The sequence below is a fragment of the Burkholderia sp. AU45251 genome (assembly GCF_030482905.1).
Taxonomy (GTDB): Bacteria; Pseudomonadota; Gammaproteobacteria; order Burkholderiales; family Burkholderiaceae; genus Burkholderia; species Burkholderia aenigmatica.
Map to the genome: position 1 here is coordinate 98,151 of NZ_JAUJQH010000026.1, position 16,612 is coordinate 114,762.

17 protein-coding genes and 1 pseudogene are annotated in these 16,612 nt (G+C 65.7%); all 18 read left to right on the plus strand.

Going from position 1 to position 16,612, the window contains the following annotated elements; genetic code table 11:
• The first annotated feature begins 26 nt into the window (after window positions 1-26).
• The gene (locus QZM67_RS33135; RefSeq protein WP_034030422.1) at window positions 27-902 is read left to right on the plus strand and encodes a ParA family protein; all 876 of its coding nucleotides are present in this window, start codon (window positions 27-29) and stop codon (window positions 900-902) included.
• Window positions 886-1,134: a hypothetical protein gene (locus QZM67_RS33140; RefSeq protein WP_034030424.1), complete on the plus strand. Its 249-nt coding sequence runs from the start codon at window positions 886-888 to the stop codon at window positions 1,132-1,134. The genes QZM67_RS33135 and QZM67_RS33140 overlap by 17 nt, the downstream gene beginning before the upstream one ends.
• Window positions 1,127-2,782 (plus strand): ParB family protein, encoded by a 1,656-nt coding sequence (locus QZM67_RS33145; RefSeq protein WP_034030426.1) that lies wholly within the window; start codon window positions 1,127-1,129, stop codon window positions 2,780-2,782. The genes QZM67_RS33140 and QZM67_RS33145 overlap by 8 nt, the downstream gene beginning before the upstream one ends.
• 15 nt (window positions 2,783-2,797) lie before the next feature.
• Window positions 2,798-3,358 (plus strand): DUF2857 domain-containing protein, encoded by a 561-nt coding sequence (locus tag QZM67_RS33150; protein WP_034030429.1) that lies wholly within the window; start codon window positions 2,798-2,800, stop codon window positions 3,356-3,358.
• Between the two features lie 2 nt (window positions 3,359-3,360).
• Window positions 3,361-4,608: an STY4528 family pathogenicity island replication protein gene (locus QZM67_RS33155; protein WP_034030430.1), complete on the plus strand. Its 1,248-nt coding sequence runs from the start codon at window positions 3,361-3,363 to the stop codon at window positions 4,606-4,608.
• A 448-nt stretch (window positions 4,609-5,056) separates the two neighbouring features.
• Window positions 5,057-5,836, plus strand: a complete 780-nt coding sequence (locus tag QZM67_RS33160; RefSeq protein WP_034030432.1) for a PFL_4669 family integrating conjugative element protein — start codon at window positions 5,057-5,059, stop codon at window positions 5,834-5,836.
• Window positions 5,833-6,360: a DUF3158 family protein gene (locus QZM67_RS33165; protein ID WP_034030434.1), complete on the plus strand. Its 528-nt coding sequence runs from the start codon at window positions 5,833-5,835 to the stop codon at window positions 6,358-6,360. Before QZM67_RS33160 ends, QZM67_RS33165 begins: the two co-directional genes overlap by 4 nt.
• A 73-nt stretch (window positions 6,361-6,433) precedes the next feature.
• Window positions 6,434-6,886: a single-stranded DNA-binding protein gene (locus tag QZM67_RS33170; protein ID WP_058199404.1), complete on the plus strand. Its 453-nt coding sequence runs from the start codon at window positions 6,434-6,436 to the stop codon at window positions 6,884-6,886.
• Window positions 6,887-7,159: 273 nt separating this feature from the next.
• Window positions 7,160-9,172 carry a DNA topoisomerase III gene (locus QZM67_RS33175; protein WP_034032947.1) on the plus strand — a complete coding sequence of 671 codons (2,013 nt, stop codon included), beginning with the start codon at window positions 7,160-7,162 and terminating at the stop codon, window positions 9,170-9,172.
• Window positions 9,173-9,698: 526 nt separating this feature from the next.
• The gene (locus QZM67_RS33180; protein ID WP_034032946.1) at window positions 9,699-11,315 is read left to right on the plus strand and encodes a DNA cytosine methyltransferase; all 1,617 of its coding nucleotides are present in this window, start codon (window positions 9,699-9,701) and stop codon (window positions 11,313-11,315) included.
• A gap of 243 nt (window positions 11,316-11,558) precedes the next feature.
• Entirely contained in the window at window positions 11,559-12,116 is a 558-nt protein-coding gene (locus tag QZM67_RS33185; RefSeq protein ID WP_034032945.1) for a hypothetical protein, read from the plus strand.
• A 328-nt stretch (window positions 12,117-12,444) separates the two neighbouring features.
• Window positions 12,445-12,657, plus strand: coding sequence for a hypothetical protein (locus QZM67_RS33190; protein WP_034032944.1), 213 nt, complete (start codon window positions 12,445-12,447; stop codon window positions 12,655-12,657).
• Window positions 12,658-12,678: 21 nt separating this feature from the next.
• A complete protein-coding gene (locus QZM67_RS33195; RefSeq protein WP_034032941.1) occupies window positions 12,679-13,071 on the plus strand; it encodes a hypothetical protein in 393 nt (130 codons plus the stop codon).
• A 146-nt stretch (window positions 13,072-13,217) separates the two neighbouring features.
• Window positions 13,218-13,904, plus strand: a complete 687-nt coding sequence (locus tag QZM67_RS33200; protein WP_034032939.1) for a hypothetical protein — start codon at window positions 13,218-13,220, stop codon at window positions 13,902-13,904.
• A 79-nt stretch (window positions 13,905-13,983) separates the two neighbouring features.
• Complete coding sequence (locus QZM67_RS33205; protein WP_034032938.1) at window positions 13,984-14,721, plus strand: hypothetical protein; 738 nt, start codon at window positions 13,984-13,986, stop codon at window positions 14,719-14,721.
• A gap of 97 nt (window positions 14,722-14,818) precedes the next feature.
• Window positions 14,819-15,097: a hypothetical protein gene (locus QZM67_RS33210; protein ID WP_034032937.1), complete on the plus strand. Its 279-nt coding sequence runs from the start codon at window positions 14,819-14,821 to the stop codon at window positions 15,095-15,097.
• 282 nt (window positions 15,098-15,379) lie between these two features.
• Window positions 15,380-16,183, plus strand: coding sequence for a hypothetical protein (locus QZM67_RS33215; RefSeq protein WP_034032936.1), 804 nt, complete (start codon window positions 15,380-15,382; stop codon window positions 16,181-16,183).
• 78 nt (window positions 16,184-16,261) lie between these two features.
• Window positions 16,262-16,486: pseudogene (locus tag QZM67_RS33220) on the plus strand (DUF3085 domain-containing protein); the annotation flags it as partial.
• Window positions 16,487-16,612 lie beyond the last annotated feature (126 nt).

Consider the following 16,612-nt stretch of genomic DNA (forward strand, 5'->3'; position numbering starts at 1 on the left):
CCTTCCATCCTCACACGGAGAACGCCATGCAGGTCGTATCCATCATTTCAACGAAAGGTGGCGTCGGCAAGACCACCACGGCCGCGAACCTGGGCGGGCTCGTCGCCGATGCGGGGCTGCGCGTGCTGCTGATCGATCTCGACGTGCAGCCCACCTTGTCGTCCTACTACGAACTGGGCCACCGCGCGCCTGGCGGCATCTACGAGTTGCTGGCCTTCAACGAGCGTGACCTCGGCCAGCTCGTGTCCCGCACGATCATCACGGGCCTGGACCTGGTGCTGTCCAACGACCACCGGGGCGAGTTGAACACCTTGCTGCTGCACGCGCCGGATGGGCGCCTGCGGCTGCGGCACCTGCTGCCGATCCTGGCTCCGCTCTATGACCTGGTGCTGATCGACACCCAGGGCGCGCGCTCCGTGCTGCTGGAGATGGCGGTGCTCGCCTCCGACGTTGCGCTGTCGCCCGTGACCCCGGAAATCCTCGCGGCCCGCGAGTTGCGGCGCGGCACCATGCAGTTGCTCGAAGACATAGCACCGTACCGGCACCTGGGCATCGAACCACCGGCGCTGCATCTGCTCATCAACCGCGTCCACCCGGTGTCGGCGAACGCTCGGCTGATCCAACAGGCCCTGCGCGACCTGTTTCAAGATCATGCCGGCATCCGGGTGCTGACCACCGACGTGCCGGCCATCGAGGCCTATCCGCGCGCCGCGACACGCGGCCTGCCGGTGCATCGGGTCGAGTACCGCCAGCCACCGGGCAGAGTCGCCCCCGCCGCGCTCCACACCATGCGCGACCTCGCTGGCGAACTGTTCCCGCAATGGCAGCACCGATTTGCCGCGGTGTCCGGCCGCCCGCCATTCCCTCTTGATACCGGGAGGCCCCATGGCGAACGCACATGAACTGGCCCGAGGCCACAAGCGGCTGCGCGCCCTGATCGAATTCGCTGTCGGTGAGGGCTGGCACGTCAAGCGCACGCCGGGCGGCCACCTCAAATTCACCAAGGCAGGCTGCGCCGCGATCTACACCAGTTCGACGGCCAGCGACCACCGAGCGGCCCTCAACGCCCGCGCGCAAATCCGCCGCGCCGAGCGCGAGGCCCGATCCCAGGCGCAGGGAGGCTGCCATGGCTGAGATCACCTCCCAGCAAATGGCCGGCAAACTGCTCGCAGCGGGGTTCGAGCGCAGCGGTCCGTCCGCGGCGGCCTTGAGCGACCCGATCGCCGACACGCCCATGGTCGTGACCCTCGACCAACTGCGTCCCTACGACCACGACCCACGCAAGAAGCGCAATCCGGCCTACGAGGACATCAAGGCGTCCATCCGCGAGCGCGGGCTGGACGCGGCACCGGCCATCACCCGACGGCCTGGCGAGGAACACTACATCATCCGCAACGGCGGCAACACGCGGTTGGCCATCCTGCGGGAGCTGTGGTCGGAGACCAAGGACGAGCGGTTCTTCCGCATATCGTGCCTGTTCCGCCCGTGGCCCAGTCGTGGCGAAGTTGTCATGCTGACCGGCCATCTGGCCGAGAACGAATTGCGCGGCGGCCTCACGTTCATCGAGCGCGCTCTCGGTGTCGAGAAGGCGCGCGAGTTCTACGAGCAGGAAAGCGGCACCACCTTGAGCCAATCCGAACTGGCCCGCCGCCTTGCGGCCGATGGCTTCCCGGTCCAGCAGTCGCACATCAGCCGCATGAACGACACGGTGCGCTACCTCCTGCCCGCGATCCCCGCCGTGCTCTATGCTGGCCTCGGCCGCCACCAGGTCGAACGCCTGTCGGTCATGCGCAAGGCCTGCATGTTCGCGTGGGAGCGCTACGCCAAGGGCCGCACGCCGGTCCAGGACTTCGACGAGTTCTTCCAGGAAGTCTTGTCGCAGTTTGATGTGCAGGCCGATGAGTTCTCCGCGCAGCGCGTACAGGACGAGCTGATCGGCCAGATGGCCGAGCTGCTGGGCGTCGATTACGACGTGCTCGCGCTGGACATGACCGAATCCGAGAGCCGCCAGCGCGCTCTGGTCAGTGATCCGACGCCACCCTCGACACCGCTCGCCTTGCCGGAGCCTGGGGCTATCGCGCGTCCACCTGCCAACACCGCGCCGCCTACCACAGAGCCCGTATCGGCAGCGCAGCCTGCAGGCCCCGCGTCTGCCCCCTCAGCGCGAGAGAGCGACACAGATGCCAACGAGGCGAGGACGGCGAGTCCGGCAACCGATCATCAGCGGCTTCAGGAGCACATCGTCTCGCCGGCGCCGACGACCGAACGGCTCCAGTCCATCCAGCGCATGGTCGCCGACCAATTGGGCGATGCGTTGCCGCCCGACTTCTCGGCGAACGTCTTGCAGTCAATCCCCGTGCAAGCTGGCGGGCTCTATCCGATCTCTGATGTCTGGTACATCGACGCGAGTCTGGAGACGCCCGAGCGCCTGCGCATCCACGTCGCGCAGTTCGCGCGCGAGATCGCGGGTGACGCCGGCCTGGACGAGTGCATCGAAGACAGTCCAGACGGCATCGGTTTCGCTTGCCGTGCCTACGCCCAGGACCCAGGGCCGCTTGGCCGTGCCGCTCTGGCGCTGCTGGCATGTCTGGCCGGTCAGCAGCCCGCCGATGTCGGCCTGGATAACGCGCAATTCGTCATCGACCTGTCGGCACTGCTGCATGGACAAGGGCATGCAACCCGGCGGCTGAGCGACACCGCACTGGTCAAGCTGTTCCGGCTGCTGCGGCTGGCCCGCCGTCTGCTCGACCTGGACGCCGGCGCTGCCGCCCCTGGAACGTGACCGAGGGAGACCAGCATGTCCGCACCACACCCACTCAACCAGGCCGTCATCGCCCAGGCCCTCTATGACCTGCGCAATGGGCAGCTGCGCCGCTGCAAGCTGATGGGGTTTGGCGAGGAAGAACTGGACGCCCTCAAGCATCCCGCGCTGATCAGCGTGCTGGCCAACGCCAACGTCTCCTGGTGCTCCGTGACGGTCAACCGCGAGGTCCTTCGGCGACTGCTCAAGCAGGCGCAGGACGTGGAGAAGGAAATCGCCACGGTCGATCGCATGCTCAGGCTGGGTGCGAGCACCGAGATGGTCAGCCGGTTCTATGGTTTGACCCACCAGGAGGTAGCGCTTCGCCGCGAAATCCTGGGCCTGCCCAAGCGCAAGGGCCGCCATCCCGTGTTGGACGAGAAGCAGGACACGGAGCTGTGGCGGCAATGGAAGGCCGTGACCAGCAGCAGGAACGTCGATCTCGAAGACGAAACCTCCATCCTCGACGCCACCATGGACTTGGCAGAAAGCATGTCGCTGCCTCTTTCGGTGGTCTGGGCCTCGATCAAGAGCTGGGTCGATCAGGGATTAGGTTGACCATGGCCGTGGACGACACCGCACCACGTCGTGGCCTCACAGCACTCGCAGACCTGTTCGACGCTGCGCTGAACGACCTTGCGCCCAAGCCCAAAACCGACCCGCCCCCCTCGCACCCCACGCCTGTCGCGATGCCCACAGGCCCGGCGTCTGGCGATGCCTTCCTGTTCAGTGGCAACCGGCACGAGACCGTACCGCGGCGGCTCTTCCTCGACCGTCGCCTGACGCCGCTGGAGCGCAACGCCTGGCAGGTCTTCCGGCTGATGCTCAACGACGATGGCGTGACGGCGTTCCCGACGTATGAACAGCTTCGGCCCTGGCTGGCGTCGATGCCCTGCGCCGGGCAAGCCTCACACGAAACCGTGGCGCGAGCCCTGACGCTGCTGCGCCTCACCCGATGGCTGAGCCTGGTGCGGCGACGGCGCGACCCCAAGACCGGCCGCATCCTCGGCAACCTCTATGTCCTGCATGACGAGCCGCTGACGCCCTTTGAAGCGATGCAGCTCGACGCCGACTACCTGGCGCTGGTCAGCCAGTCCCTCGGCCACTCGGCCAAGGCCGTCCAGATGGTCGGCCTGCACACACTCAAGGAAATCGCGGAAGACCCGCTGCTCTCCGGCCGCACGCTGCCGTCACGGCTGCAGGTCCTGGCCGAACGCCTCGCCAGCCAAGGCATCACGGCGACCGAAAGTTATCCACAGGAGGATGCCGCTCACGATTCCGAAGAAGGGCCGACGAGCCTTCTTCGGAATCCCGATGACCCCACTTCGGAATCCGAAGCAGGGCCGAAACCCGCGCCAGACGCCTCTCTTCGGAATCCGAAGCAGGCCCGTACAGTACGTAGTAGTCGTATTAATGAAGTACGTACTACCGCGCAGGCGCGCGCGCTGGGTGACCTGCAATGGCCCAAACGCTTCGCGGAACTGAAGGCAGAGCAGCAGACAGGTGCGCGGGTGGCATTGCAGCAAGTCGATGCCGCGCTGAGGCAGGCCGTGCTGGACGAATGGGCCACTCGATGCAGCAGCCGCGGCATCCGCAATCCCGCGGGGTATCTGTTCGGCATCATCCAGCGGGCCATCCATGGCGAGTTCAACGCCTGGGCCAAGAAAGACGCGCCATCGGCACACGCTCCGCCGAATGAGCGGCCACCACCAGCACCGCCACCATCCCAGCCACAGAGCAAGCCGGTGCCGCCAGAAGTCGCCAGGCAGCACATCGAGCGGCTGCGCAACCTGCTCGCCAGCAAGTGAGCGGGCTTGCAAGCCGGTGAAGTGGATGCCAGTGGCTTCCAGTAGAGCTATCCCCAGGGGATAGTTCCACTGACGGCTACACGTCGAACCGCTGCACGCCAAGCCCCGATCGCCTGCGGCGGGATCGGCCCTATCCGCGCTTGATCCGGGCGCGCAGCGTTGCTTGGCGCTCCATGGAACTATCCCCTGGGGATAGTTCCACTGACAGCTACGACGTCGAACCGCTGCAAGCCATGCCTCGATCGCCTGCCGCGGGCTCGGCCCTGTCCACGCTGATCCAGGCGCGCAGCGTTCCTTGGCGCTCCATGGCGCTATCCCCTGGGGATAGCTCGCGACGCATTCGACCGCCGCGCCGTGAACCGGGGACGGGCGGGTTTCGGTTTGTTGACTGACTGCCTTCCGCTTCCTGCCGAAGCTGGCCGCTCTTTTCCCACAACGAGCGGACACCATGGCAACCAATGAACCTCTGCAGCTGAACCTCGGCTCCTTGCGCAGCGCGATGTCGCTGACGCTGCACACCCACCACGCCTCGCGCATCTGGCACGGCCGCGCTGCCGCCGAGGGGCGACCTGGCATTGTCGGCCTGAACGGCTACATCGCCCAGATGAACAAGATGCGGCGCGGCTCGGAGCAGGACGACCCGTACAGCGACTTCTGGATGCTGCGCATCGAGGACAAGCTCGACCAGACCAAGGCTACGCTGCAATCGCTGCGCGAACAGGTGGACCAGGCCCTGGCGAGCGTGCCGCCGGCACTGACCCTGGGCGAGAACCTCAACGTACAACCCGTCAAGCTGCCGCTGTTCGTCAATGCGCAGCTCGGCTTTGCCGCCGTGTATCTGCTCGCCGACTACGACGACATCGCCCGCAAGTTGATCCTCGCGCACCACACTGCGCTGATCGATCGCTCGACGCTCGAACGCTGGCTCAACGAAGGCGCGCATGCGCTGCGCAGTCTTTTCAGCCTGGCCCAGCAGTACCGCTATTCGGGTTGCACACGCGACGACTTCGCTGCAAAGAATGCCGCAGCCCGGGGGGCATTGGAGAAATTCGGCGAACTGCCGCAGGACGTGCTCGAAGGCACGCGCCGCTCGAAGTTCGCGCCGCCCATCGCGCGCCGTGGCTTGCAGCAGCGCGGTGACGGTCCTGCCGCCACCGCATCCCCCAGCGACGAGGCCGCCGCAACCGAGGACCCCGAAGTGACGGCCGACGAGGACGAGCAGGCATGAGCGACCCGAACCGCGACACCCGCTACATCCGCGCCCTGCAACACCCAGCCTTCATGAGGCTGGAACACGCAGGCTCTCTAAAAGGCCTTTTAAAGCCTTTTAAAGGTAAAGGGGACTTGGAGGCATGGGCCAGCCAGTGTTTCGCCATGCGCGACAACTTGATTGGCTTGGCGCAGCGACAAGTGCTGCCACAGGCGATCGGGCATCCCTTCCACCTGCTGCCCATCGAGCTGGCCCAGCAGACCACTGGCGCAGGCACGACCTTTCTGCGCTGGCGCAAGCATGACCGCTCGGCCATGGGCGTGGCCCTGTGGCAGGAGCTGATGGCGAGTACCAGCACGCCGGTCAACCTACTCGCCGACCTGCACGCGATCGAGCTTCAGCGCATCACGCTGAACATGCAGGTCAGCCTGTTGCACACCTTGGGCAGGCAGGCCCAGGAGTGCGCCAGCAAAGCCGCCGCGGCGGAAGACGCCTACCTGCGCCGGCTCAAGTCCACCCCACCCGCGCTGCGTGATCCGTGATCGCGCCGGGCAACCCAGCACGCGCCCGTCACCGACCAGGTGCGGGTATTTCAACCACCAAGGAGATTGCAACATGAGCACGCATTTTTCTGGCGAGGGCAACATCGGCTCGCCCCCCGAGTACCGGGAGTTCCCCAACGGCAACGAGGAGCCGCGGCGCTTGCTGCGGCTGAACGTGTATTTCGACAACCCCGTCCCCACCAAGGGCGGCGACTTCGAGGATCGCGGCGGCTTCTGGGCGCCGGTGGAAATCTGGCACCGCGACGCAGCGCACTGGAAGGAGCTCTACCAGAAGGGCATGCGCGTGCTGGTCGTCGGTCGCATGGAGCGCGAACCTTGGACGGACAACGACGATCAGCCGCGCGAAACCTGGCAGATCAATGCCCGCAGCGTCGGCATCCTGCCGTTCCGCATCGAGTCCGTGATCCTCAGCCCCAGGCAGCAGGAGACCGCGCAGGACGCGCAGCCGAATTCCCAGGTCGCCCAGGAACCGACCGCGCCGAAGGAGCCGAAGCGCAGGAAGTGACAGCCATGGGGCGGCGGCAGTTGTCCGTCGCCCCGATGCCCTCGCGAGCTATCCCCAGGGGATAGCTCCATCAACGTCCACCGACTTCCACGCGCTCCCGAAAATCGCGGCTCCCGGCCCGTACACGCCCGGCCGCACGCCACTCTCGTCCCAGCCATTCCATCCCGTGAAAGTGGTCGCCACCGCATGCGGCTTGTTTGCTGCTGCCCCTGGTGGTGCTCGGCATCCTCGATTCCAGCAACTCAACGAACCACGGAAATCGGATGGACGGACATGCGGCTGTTCTTGTGCGAGAAGCCCTCCCAGGGCAAAGACATTGGCCGGATTCTCGGCGCGACACAGCGCGGTGAAGGCTGTCTCAGCGGCTCCGGCGTCACCGTCACCTGGTGCATCGGCCATCTCGTAGAAGCGGCCGCGCCCGAGGTCTATGACGCGGCGCTCAAGCGCTGGTCCCTGGAGCAGTTGCCCATCATTCCCCAGCAATGGCGGGTCGAGGTCAAACCGAAGACCGCCACGCAATTCAAGGTCGTCAAGGCGCTTCTGGCGAAGGCGACCCATCTGGTCATCGCCACCGATGCCGACCGCGAGGGCGAGTTGATCGCCCGCGAGATCATTGACCTGTGCGGCTACCGCGGCCCCATCGAGCGGTTATGGCTTTCGGCGCTCAACGATGCGTCGATCCGCACCGCGCTCGGCAAGCTGCGGCCGTCGTCCGACACGCTGCCGATGTACTACTCGGCGCTGGCGCGCTCGCGCGCCGACTGGCTCGTGGGCATGAACCTAAGCCGGTTGTTCACCGTGCTGGGCCGCCAGGCAGGCTACGACGGCGTGCTGTCGGTCGGGCGTGTCCAGACACCGACGCTCAAGCTCGTCGTGGATCGCGACCGCGAGATCGCGGCGTTCAAGTCGGTGCCGTTCTGGGCTATCGACGTGTCCTTGTCCGCGGGCGGTCAGGCTTTCAGCGCGCAGTGGGTTCCGCCCGATGGCTCCACGGACGACGCCGGCCGTTGTCTGCAGCAGCCGGTCGCGCAGCAGGCCGCGCAGCAGATCCGCGCTGCGGGCAGCGCCCAGGTGGTATCGGTCGAGACCGAGCGCGTGCGCGAAGGCCCGCCGCTGCTATTTGACCTGGGCACCTTGCAGGAGGTTTGTTCCAAGCAGCTTGGGCTGGACGTGCAGGAGACCTTGGAGATCGCCCAGGCCCTGTACGAGACGCACAAGGCCACCACGTACCCACGCTCCGATTCGGGCTACCTGCCCGAAAGCATGTTCGCCGAGGTGCCCACGGTCCTGGACAGCTTGCTCAAAACCGACCCTTCGCTGCATCCCACCGTGGGCCGGCTCGACCGCTCCCAGCGCTCACGCGCCTGGAACGACGGCAAGGTCACGGCGCACCACGGCATCATCCCGACGCTCGAACCCGCAAACCTCTCTGCGATGAGCGAGAAGGAGCTGGCCGTGTACCGACTCATCCGGGCGCACTACCTGGCACAGTTCCTCCCTCACCATGAGTTCGACCGCACTGTCGCCGAGCTGTCCTGCGGCCAACAGAAGCTGGCGGCCACCGGCAAGCAGGTGGTCGTCAAGGGCTGGCGCCTGGTGCTGGCCGAGCCGCAAGCGGACGAGGATGGAGAAGCCACGGCGCGCAGCCAGGTGCTCCCCGCGCTGCGCGAGGGCATGGCGTGCCGGGTGGCCGAAGCGGAGATCAAGGCGCTCAAGACGATGCCGCCCAAGCCCTACACGCAGGGCGAACTGGTCAAGTCCATGAAGGGGGTCGCCAAGCTGGTGATGGACCCGCGCCTGAAGCAGAAGCTCAAGGATACGGTCGGCATCGGCACCGAGGCGACACGGGCCAACATCATCAGTGGGCTGATCGCCCGCGGCTACATCGTGAAGAAAGGACGCTCCATCCGTGCATCGGACGCGGCATTCACGTTGATCGACGCCGTGCCCGCGGCGATTGCCGACCCCGGAACCACCGCCGTGTGGGAGCAGGCGCTCGACATGATCGAGGCCGGACAGCTCACCCTGGATGTGTTCATCGCCAAGCAGGCCGCATGGATTTCGCAACTGATCGCGCAGTACGGCAGCACCTCGCTGTCCATCAAGGTTCCCCAGGGACCCGCTTGCCCGCAGTGCGGCGCTCCGACACGTCAGCGCACCGGCAAGACCGGCCCCTTCTGGTCGTGCAGTCGCTACCCCGACTGCAAAGGCACGCTGCAGGTCGAAACCGGCACGTCCAAGCGCGGTGCCTCGCGTCCGCGCAGCAGCGGCCGCAAGGGCTCCTGACCGACCCCGCTCCCCGAGAGCCGTGCCCGCCATCGGCGGCGTGGCCCATGTCCCGCACGCCCTGCGGGACGCCCAGCGCGCAACGCCTTCTCTTGTCCGTGTGCGCGTCCCGCCCGGCCGTCCCCGGCCGCGGGACCTGAAGGTAGCTTCTCCGCGAACCGCCTCCCGCGCGTTCTGCTGATCTGCATTTTTCCGCCTCTGCGAAGGGTCCCCCGATGGCTTGCCAGGCTGCGAGCCACCCGGAGACCCTTCGTGGTCAGCGGTATTCGATGCCGTGCCCAACGGCGAAAAACTGGGCTCCTTTTGTGCGCGGATGTGCGCCAGAAGATGCCGGCGCCAACCACGACATGCGCCGGGTGCGATTGCTGACAGCAGACGGTTCTAGCGACGACCGGGCCTGCCAATCAGCCCACGGGTGGTTCCGTCCTCCCGAGCCGGAGGCCGCAAGGCCTTCGGCGCCTTTCTCCTGCCAATCAACGTCCGGCCCGGCCACACGGTCCAGTGCCACACGAACAGGAGACCCGACATGAATCCGCAACCTCGCACCCCACGCGGTGCGCCCCAGGCCGCGCCACTGCTGTACGGCAGCGTGTGCAGCGGCATCGAGGCCGTGAGCCTCGCCTGGCAACCCCTCGGCCTCGAAGCCGCGTGGTTCGCCGAGATCGAGCCGTTCCCGAGCGCCGTGCTCGCCCACCGCTACCCCCGCGTGCCCAACCTGGGCGACATGACCGCGATCGCCCGCCAGGTGCGCGCCGGCACCGTGCCGGCGCCCGACATCCTGGTCGGCGGCACGCCGTGCCAGTCGTTCAGCGTTGCAGGTAGCCGTCGCGGGCTGGATGATCCGCGCGGAGCCCTTTCCCTTGCCTATGTGGAGCTTGCCAATGCCATCGACCAAACCCGCCAACAAGACCGCCGCCCGGCGGCCACGCTCGTCTGGGAAAACGTCCCCGGCGTCCTCAACGACCGCAGCAATGCCTTCGGGCATTTCCTGGGGGCACTGGCCGGAGAAAGCCGTGCGCTCCAGCCGCCAGGGGATCGGTGGGCGCACGCTGGTTGTGTGTCTGGACCCCACCGCCGCATCGCCTGGCGCGTGCTCGATGCTCAATATTTCGGTGTCGCCCAACGCCGCAAGCGCGTGTTTCTTGTGGCAAGTGGTGGAGATGACCTCGATCCCGCAGAAGTACTTTTTGAGCGCGCAGGCCTGCTCGGGGATTCTTGTGCGGGCCGCGCGCCGTGGCAAGAAGCTGCCCACGATGCTGGACCGGGTGCTGAAGCAGCAGGCGCATGCGCAGGACTTGCAGGATTCGCAGGACTGAAGCAGCCCTACGGCAAGGTCACCACGACGTTCGGGTTCAGCGGCGGCACCGGCCCCGTCGATGTGGCCGCATGCCTGATGGCCGCAGGCCCCAAGCACGACATCCGCACCGAGACGTTCATGGTGCAGTCGGTCGCCGGCAGCATCGCCCACACCCTCGACACCGCCAACAACGGCAAGGGCAGCAGCGAGGACGGCACCGGCAAGGGCGTTCCGATCATCGCCTTCACCGCCCAGGGCAGCGGTGCCGATGCCACCCTCGACCTGACGCCGACGCTGCGCGCTGGCGGGCATCGCACCAGCCATGCGAACGCCGGCGTCGTGCCCGCCATCGCCTTCGCGCAGAACAACCGCGGTGAAGTGCGCTTCGAGTCCGGCCATGGGCAGGTGGCTTGCACCGTCCTGTCCAGCGGCAAGCCGGGCTACGGTGTACCAATGGTGGCCTGCGTGTCCCTGCGCGGCCGCGAGCAGGGCCTTGTCGCCGAGCTGGGCGGCAGCGTAGCGGCCGCACTGCGCACCAGTGGCGGCGGCGCGGACAAGCCCCATGTGCTGGCTCCCGACTTCGAGGCGCATTTCCACTACGACTGGAACGACCCTGGCCCCGGCGATTGGTCGCACTGGCGGGTGCGGCGATTGATGCCCGTGGAGTGCGAACGGCTGCAAGGCATGCCAGACGACTACACGCTGATCCCGTACCGCGGCAAGCCCGCCGCGGATGCTCCACGCTACAAAGCAATCGGCAACTCCATGGCCGTCCCGTGCATGGCATGGCTGGGCCAGCGCCTGGTGCAGTGTCTGCACAAGACGGGATCGACCGCTTCGGATTGATCGGCGACGCAGCGTGCGGGCCGCGCCATTCTCCCTCCTGCATTGCCGATGGTTCGGCAGCAGCCAGCAGCTAGGGTGTCAAGGCTGCCGTGGGTTCCGCCCACGCCACCCGCCAGTTCGCCTCGGCATCTCACCGGCGAACGCTGCCCACCGGGGCATCGATGCCTCATTTCTCCAACCCACGGGATGGCCGCCACGTCCCGTCAGGGGCATGTCGCCACCCGGTCGATTTCAGGACTTCCCATGGACAACATCACCAAGCAAGACCGCATCACGCTGAAGAACCTCAAGGTGGCCGACTTCGCCAGCGAGGAAACGCTGTGCTTCACCGCCACCGTCGTGTTCGACGGCACTCCCATCGCCGAGGCCCGCAACGACGGCCACGGCGGCTCGACGTTCCTCCACGCGCTCAACGGCAAGGCGGCGCTGTTGGCGCAGGCTGAAGCCTTCGCCAAGGGCCTGCCCCCCGCGCCGCTCGACCTCGGGCAGGAGGGTGAAGACCTTCACTACATCGACATGACGCTCGACTTTCTGGTCGATGAACTGGCCGATGCCACGCACGCGGAACGCAAAGTGCGAGCCGCGTTCAACCGCGATATCGGCAACAAGGTGCTGTTCATCAAGGACGGCAAACTGCTGTTCATCAAGGGCATCAAGCTCAAGGCCATCGCCGACCGCAAGGCGTACTTCGCTTCGCTGCGCACCCGGCAGGCCCAGCCCATCGTCATCCTCGCCGAGCTTCCGCCCGAGCAGGCATTCGACCTGTGGAAGCAGCATGTCCTGGGCGACAAGCCCGCCTGACCCAGCGCCGAAACAACCTCCTGACAGCCCCGCACTCGTGCGGGGTTTTTTCTTCCGGCGCCCATCAATCGGGGCTGGGCCGAATGCCGTTTTCCAACTGACACGACGCGGCCCGCGCACGAAGCTGCCCGCATGTTCGCTGATTCGTCAGCACATGCCAGCAGCCAGGGTTCCAGGCTGCCGCGGGTCTATCCCGCGTTGCCCACCAGTCCGCATCGCATCAAGTCTGCGGACGCGCGTCCGCGTGACGTCGATGCTTTTTATCAACCGCGTGCGGGAGCTGCCATCCCGTGAGGGACGAGGCCCCGCTTTTCCAAGGAGCCCGTCCATGTCCCAGCAAGCCTCTTTCGGCCAACTGGCCCTGACCTACTGCGGCAAGTTCCTGCCGCTCGAAGTCCTGCAAAGCGCCGCCGGCCACTACATCGGCACGCGCGACACCGAAGGCCCCGTTTCGCGGGAATCCCACGAGTACTTCCGCAGCTATGCCGCGGGTCAACGTGCCCTCGAAAGAGGCGGCTGGTCCCAGCTCGCCATTCCCTGATCCAACTGGAGGAATCACGTCATGAACCAGCTACTGCCGCGGGAAGTCGTCGATCAGATCATGCGGGAAGAACAGCATTTCGCTGCCGCGCCCCAAGCCTTTTTCGAGGCATGGAAGCGCGGCGTCGAGATTGCTGGCCCCGAGTGGTTCGGCGACGGCACCCGTGAAGGTCTGAACCAGGCCAAGAGCAAGTGGGATCTGCGTCCCAACATGCTGCAGCTCAACGACGCCCTCGGCGTCCTGAGCAGCGGCGAACGCATGTTCCTGTCCGCCATGGTCAGCTTCTACAACGCGCGTGAGGGCGGTGCCATGCTCAAGCGCTGCCACTTCCACGGGCTGTCGGACTTCGACGGTCTCGACCTGCAACGCCGCAAGGTCATCGCCGACCTGCTCGTGAACTACAGCGGTTGGTGAGCCGGTCGCCGGCACACCGCTGTTTTTCGTTCCCCCCGAGAGGGACATGCCCCCACAAGGCCATGTCCCTCAATTTCTTCTCCATCACCCTGCGGATGCCATCGTCCGCATGGACTGGCTTCGCTCACTTCTCGAAAGGAGCCAGCATGGCGAACAACTACTACGAAGGCACGGGCGTTCTCGTGCTAGAGCGTGTCACCCCCGTCATCAAGGCGCTGTTCGGCGCCTTCGCGCTGGACGAAGACCATCCCGGCAACGGGCAGGCCTACATCGCTCAAATCGCCGAGACCAATGATCCGCGCTGGACGGATGTGTTGGACGGCCTGGAAGGCCTGGCCGCACAAATCGGCATCCCCATGCCCGACGACGAAGAGTTGTCGATTCCGCCTCTGCTCGAACGGCTGGCCGCGCACTTCGGTGCCGAGCAGGACGGGGAGCTGGAGAACCTGATCGAGCACCACAAGTTCGAGGACAGCGCCGACCTGGAAGCCTTGCTTCTGATCTCCTCCTGCTTCGATGACGGCCATCACCTGAGCGCCATCCAGTTCGAGGGCTGCTGGTATTGCAGCAGGCCTAGGTTGTTCGAGTTCGGCGGCGATGGCTGCTACCTGAGCCGCGAGATCCAGGTCTTCCGAACGTCCTCGCAGGCGCTCCAACTCGGCGACCAACTGCGCAAGACGATCCTGGCCGCCGACATCGAAGAGGCCTCGGCGTTGATCGCGCTGGAGGTCGCCAACCTGCTCGCAGGCATCAACGACGAACAGTTCCGCCTGACTGTGCGCCATCGCGTCGCCGAACGGCTGGCCCAGATGCCAACGATCAGCGCCGTCTGACGCATTTTCCCCTTTCAACCCACCGGGTCCAATTCCCGGTGGCGGGAATTGGCTCCATTATTCAATCTGGAGTGTTCCCATGTCCCAGAAACCCAATCCCTTTCTCCGTGGCTACTGGAATCTGAAAATCGTCCGCACGCTGTGCATCAGCTACGAGGACGGAAGCCCGCATGTCTGGAGAAACATCCACGCGAGCCAGCAGCACTTCTCCGACGAGGCATTGGTTTCATCCTCCTGCATCGTCACCAGCGATTTCGCGGTGGTCAGTAACGGCTCCGAACCCGTGAGTGCCGAGGTGCTGGCCGAATGCGATGCCGGTGAAGGCGTCAGTAGCGAAGGCGTGATCGGTGGCGTGGTCTATGCCATCCATGGCGACGACTTCGACGGCCGCCCCGTTCACGTCGGCGACGCCTATTCGGCCGAGGCCGCGCGGGAAGTCGTGCAGCGCCTGAGTTTCGAGACCGGCTATTACAGCCGTTGCTGGGAAATCAGCACCGCACACATCAGCCAGGAAACCGGCCAGTACCTCGCCAACTTGGCTGACCTCGCCACGCCGGAGGCCTTTCTGTTCATCGCGTTCCGGGTTCCGTACAGCCCGGCGATTGGCGTCAAGCTGATCTCCACGCCCTGGACGGACCAGAACCTGGAGCACGCCGAGGGCATCAGCGCAGAGCAGCTTCGGCAGGAGCACCGCAACAAAGGCATGCCGGACGACCTGGCGAACATCCTTGAACTGGCTGGCCAGGCCGATGTTCGCATCCTGATCCTCGACGCCGACGCTCCCGTGCTGCTGGGCCTGCCGCTGGTCGAGTCCTAGCAGCCTCGCCACGCACCGGCCTTCCTCTTTGTCTCCCCCAAGCCGGCCCGACTCCTCGCCAGGAGCCGGGCTGGTCCATTTTCATAGGAGCACCCTCATGTTCCCCGATCTCATCTCGCGCGTACCCGACTTCGAGCACCAACTCGGAGCCTGCGTCAATGCCATGAGCCAGGACGACGCCATCGGCCAGATCCTGGTATTCGAGCGCATGCGTGGCACGCTGCACATGCGCCATATCGCCAGCGCCGACCTGGTTGACACCGACATCGACGACTACGAAATGGTCGTGTTCGACGGTGGCAACACCAGCGGCGACACGTGGAAGCACGTTTTCTTCCCGCGTCAGCGCGAGCACTACTTCGTGTACGAAGCCTGACCCCCCAAGCCCCTTCCGAGGGGCTTTTTCTTGTCCGCAGCGCAGGAAACCGGGTGCGGCGCAGTGCCGTTTCATGTGAGCGGGTAGCCCGGCCCAGGGCCATCCTTGCCCAATGTTCGTCGGCGTTGCCGACACATGCCCAGGCAGCCGAGGCCTTCGAGGCTGCAAGCACGGGAAGCCGTGCTGGTCGTTTCTTCCCACGGACGCACCGCGTCCATCCACCCACAAGGGACCTCTCCCTTGCGGGCGGGGAATCCCTTGTTTTTCCTCAAGGAGATTCCCATGGACCGTTCCCTCATCAAATCCATGATGCCTTCGCTTGTCGCAGGCCATGTGCCCCGCAACGTGCGGTCGTTCAAGTACCGCGTGTTCGATGATCAGCCGCAGTCCTCAACGCTGGGCTTCGCCATCGATCCCAAGCCCTTCGACGGCAAGGTGGTCGCGGCCAACGACGACGCCATCGTCGTCAAGCTCAAGCCCAGCGAGTTCGCGGTGCTCGATCCCCACCTGATGACCACCGTTCCCAGCGAAGGCGCCAAGGTGCATGTCCAACCGTATGCCCGCCGCCGCTTCGACGGCCTGCGCGCGGACACCCCGGAAGTGATCACCGAGAAGACCGCGGACGGTGTTCCCTACACCATCACCAGGCACATCCTCGGCTCCGCGCCTGCCAAGCTGCCCATCCCCGAGCCGCAGTGCATGGAACTGGGGCAGCTCATCCAGCAGTTGGAGGAAATGCCGGCTCCCGACGGGTTCCGGCGCATCACCCACATGCTGGTCGATGCGGGTGCCCGCGACTTCACCTGGGTCGATCCGAAGCCGTCCAAGATCATCGAGACACCCCCGGCGATCAGCTTCATGGTTTCGACCGCGAAGTTCGAGGGCCAGGTGACGATCCTCTACGACCGCGGCGGCGACACCTACGCGGTGGAACTGCGCCGCGACGGCGAACTGGTCGATCGGCACGACGAGGTGTATTTCGACATGCTCGGTGAAGTGCTGGAGCGGCTTATCGACGACGGGCACTGGCGCCTGATCGACGTGAGCGTCATCGACGCCAAGGCAACCAAGCGGCGCTACGGCTGATCGCAGCCTACCGGCGACTTGCCCCCATAGGCCTTCCATCCATTCGGGTGGAGGGCCTTTTTCTTCAGGAGATCAACCATGTCACTGCGATTCAAAGGTTCCGACCTGCGCCCCGTGCTGGCCGAGGCCGTTGCCAACCAATGCCGCGTCGTCCTCGCCAAGGACCAGGGCGTGTACTTCCTCGCCGAGCAGGGAGAGCGCCGTACCGATGGCCGCGTGAAGCTGCTGGCCTATGCCGTCGGCTGCAACCCGGATACCGACCCGTTTGACGACTGGTGGGAATTGGCGCGCGCCGAGCTGGGTGAGCGTGAGCACGTAAATCGATGGGGCAATGAGCAACATAAATGATGTTCGAGGGACGAAGTAAAACGGGAGCGATGAAGCTCCCGTTGTCGTTTCAGAATGGCTCGTCAATGCTCTGGTGTGGCG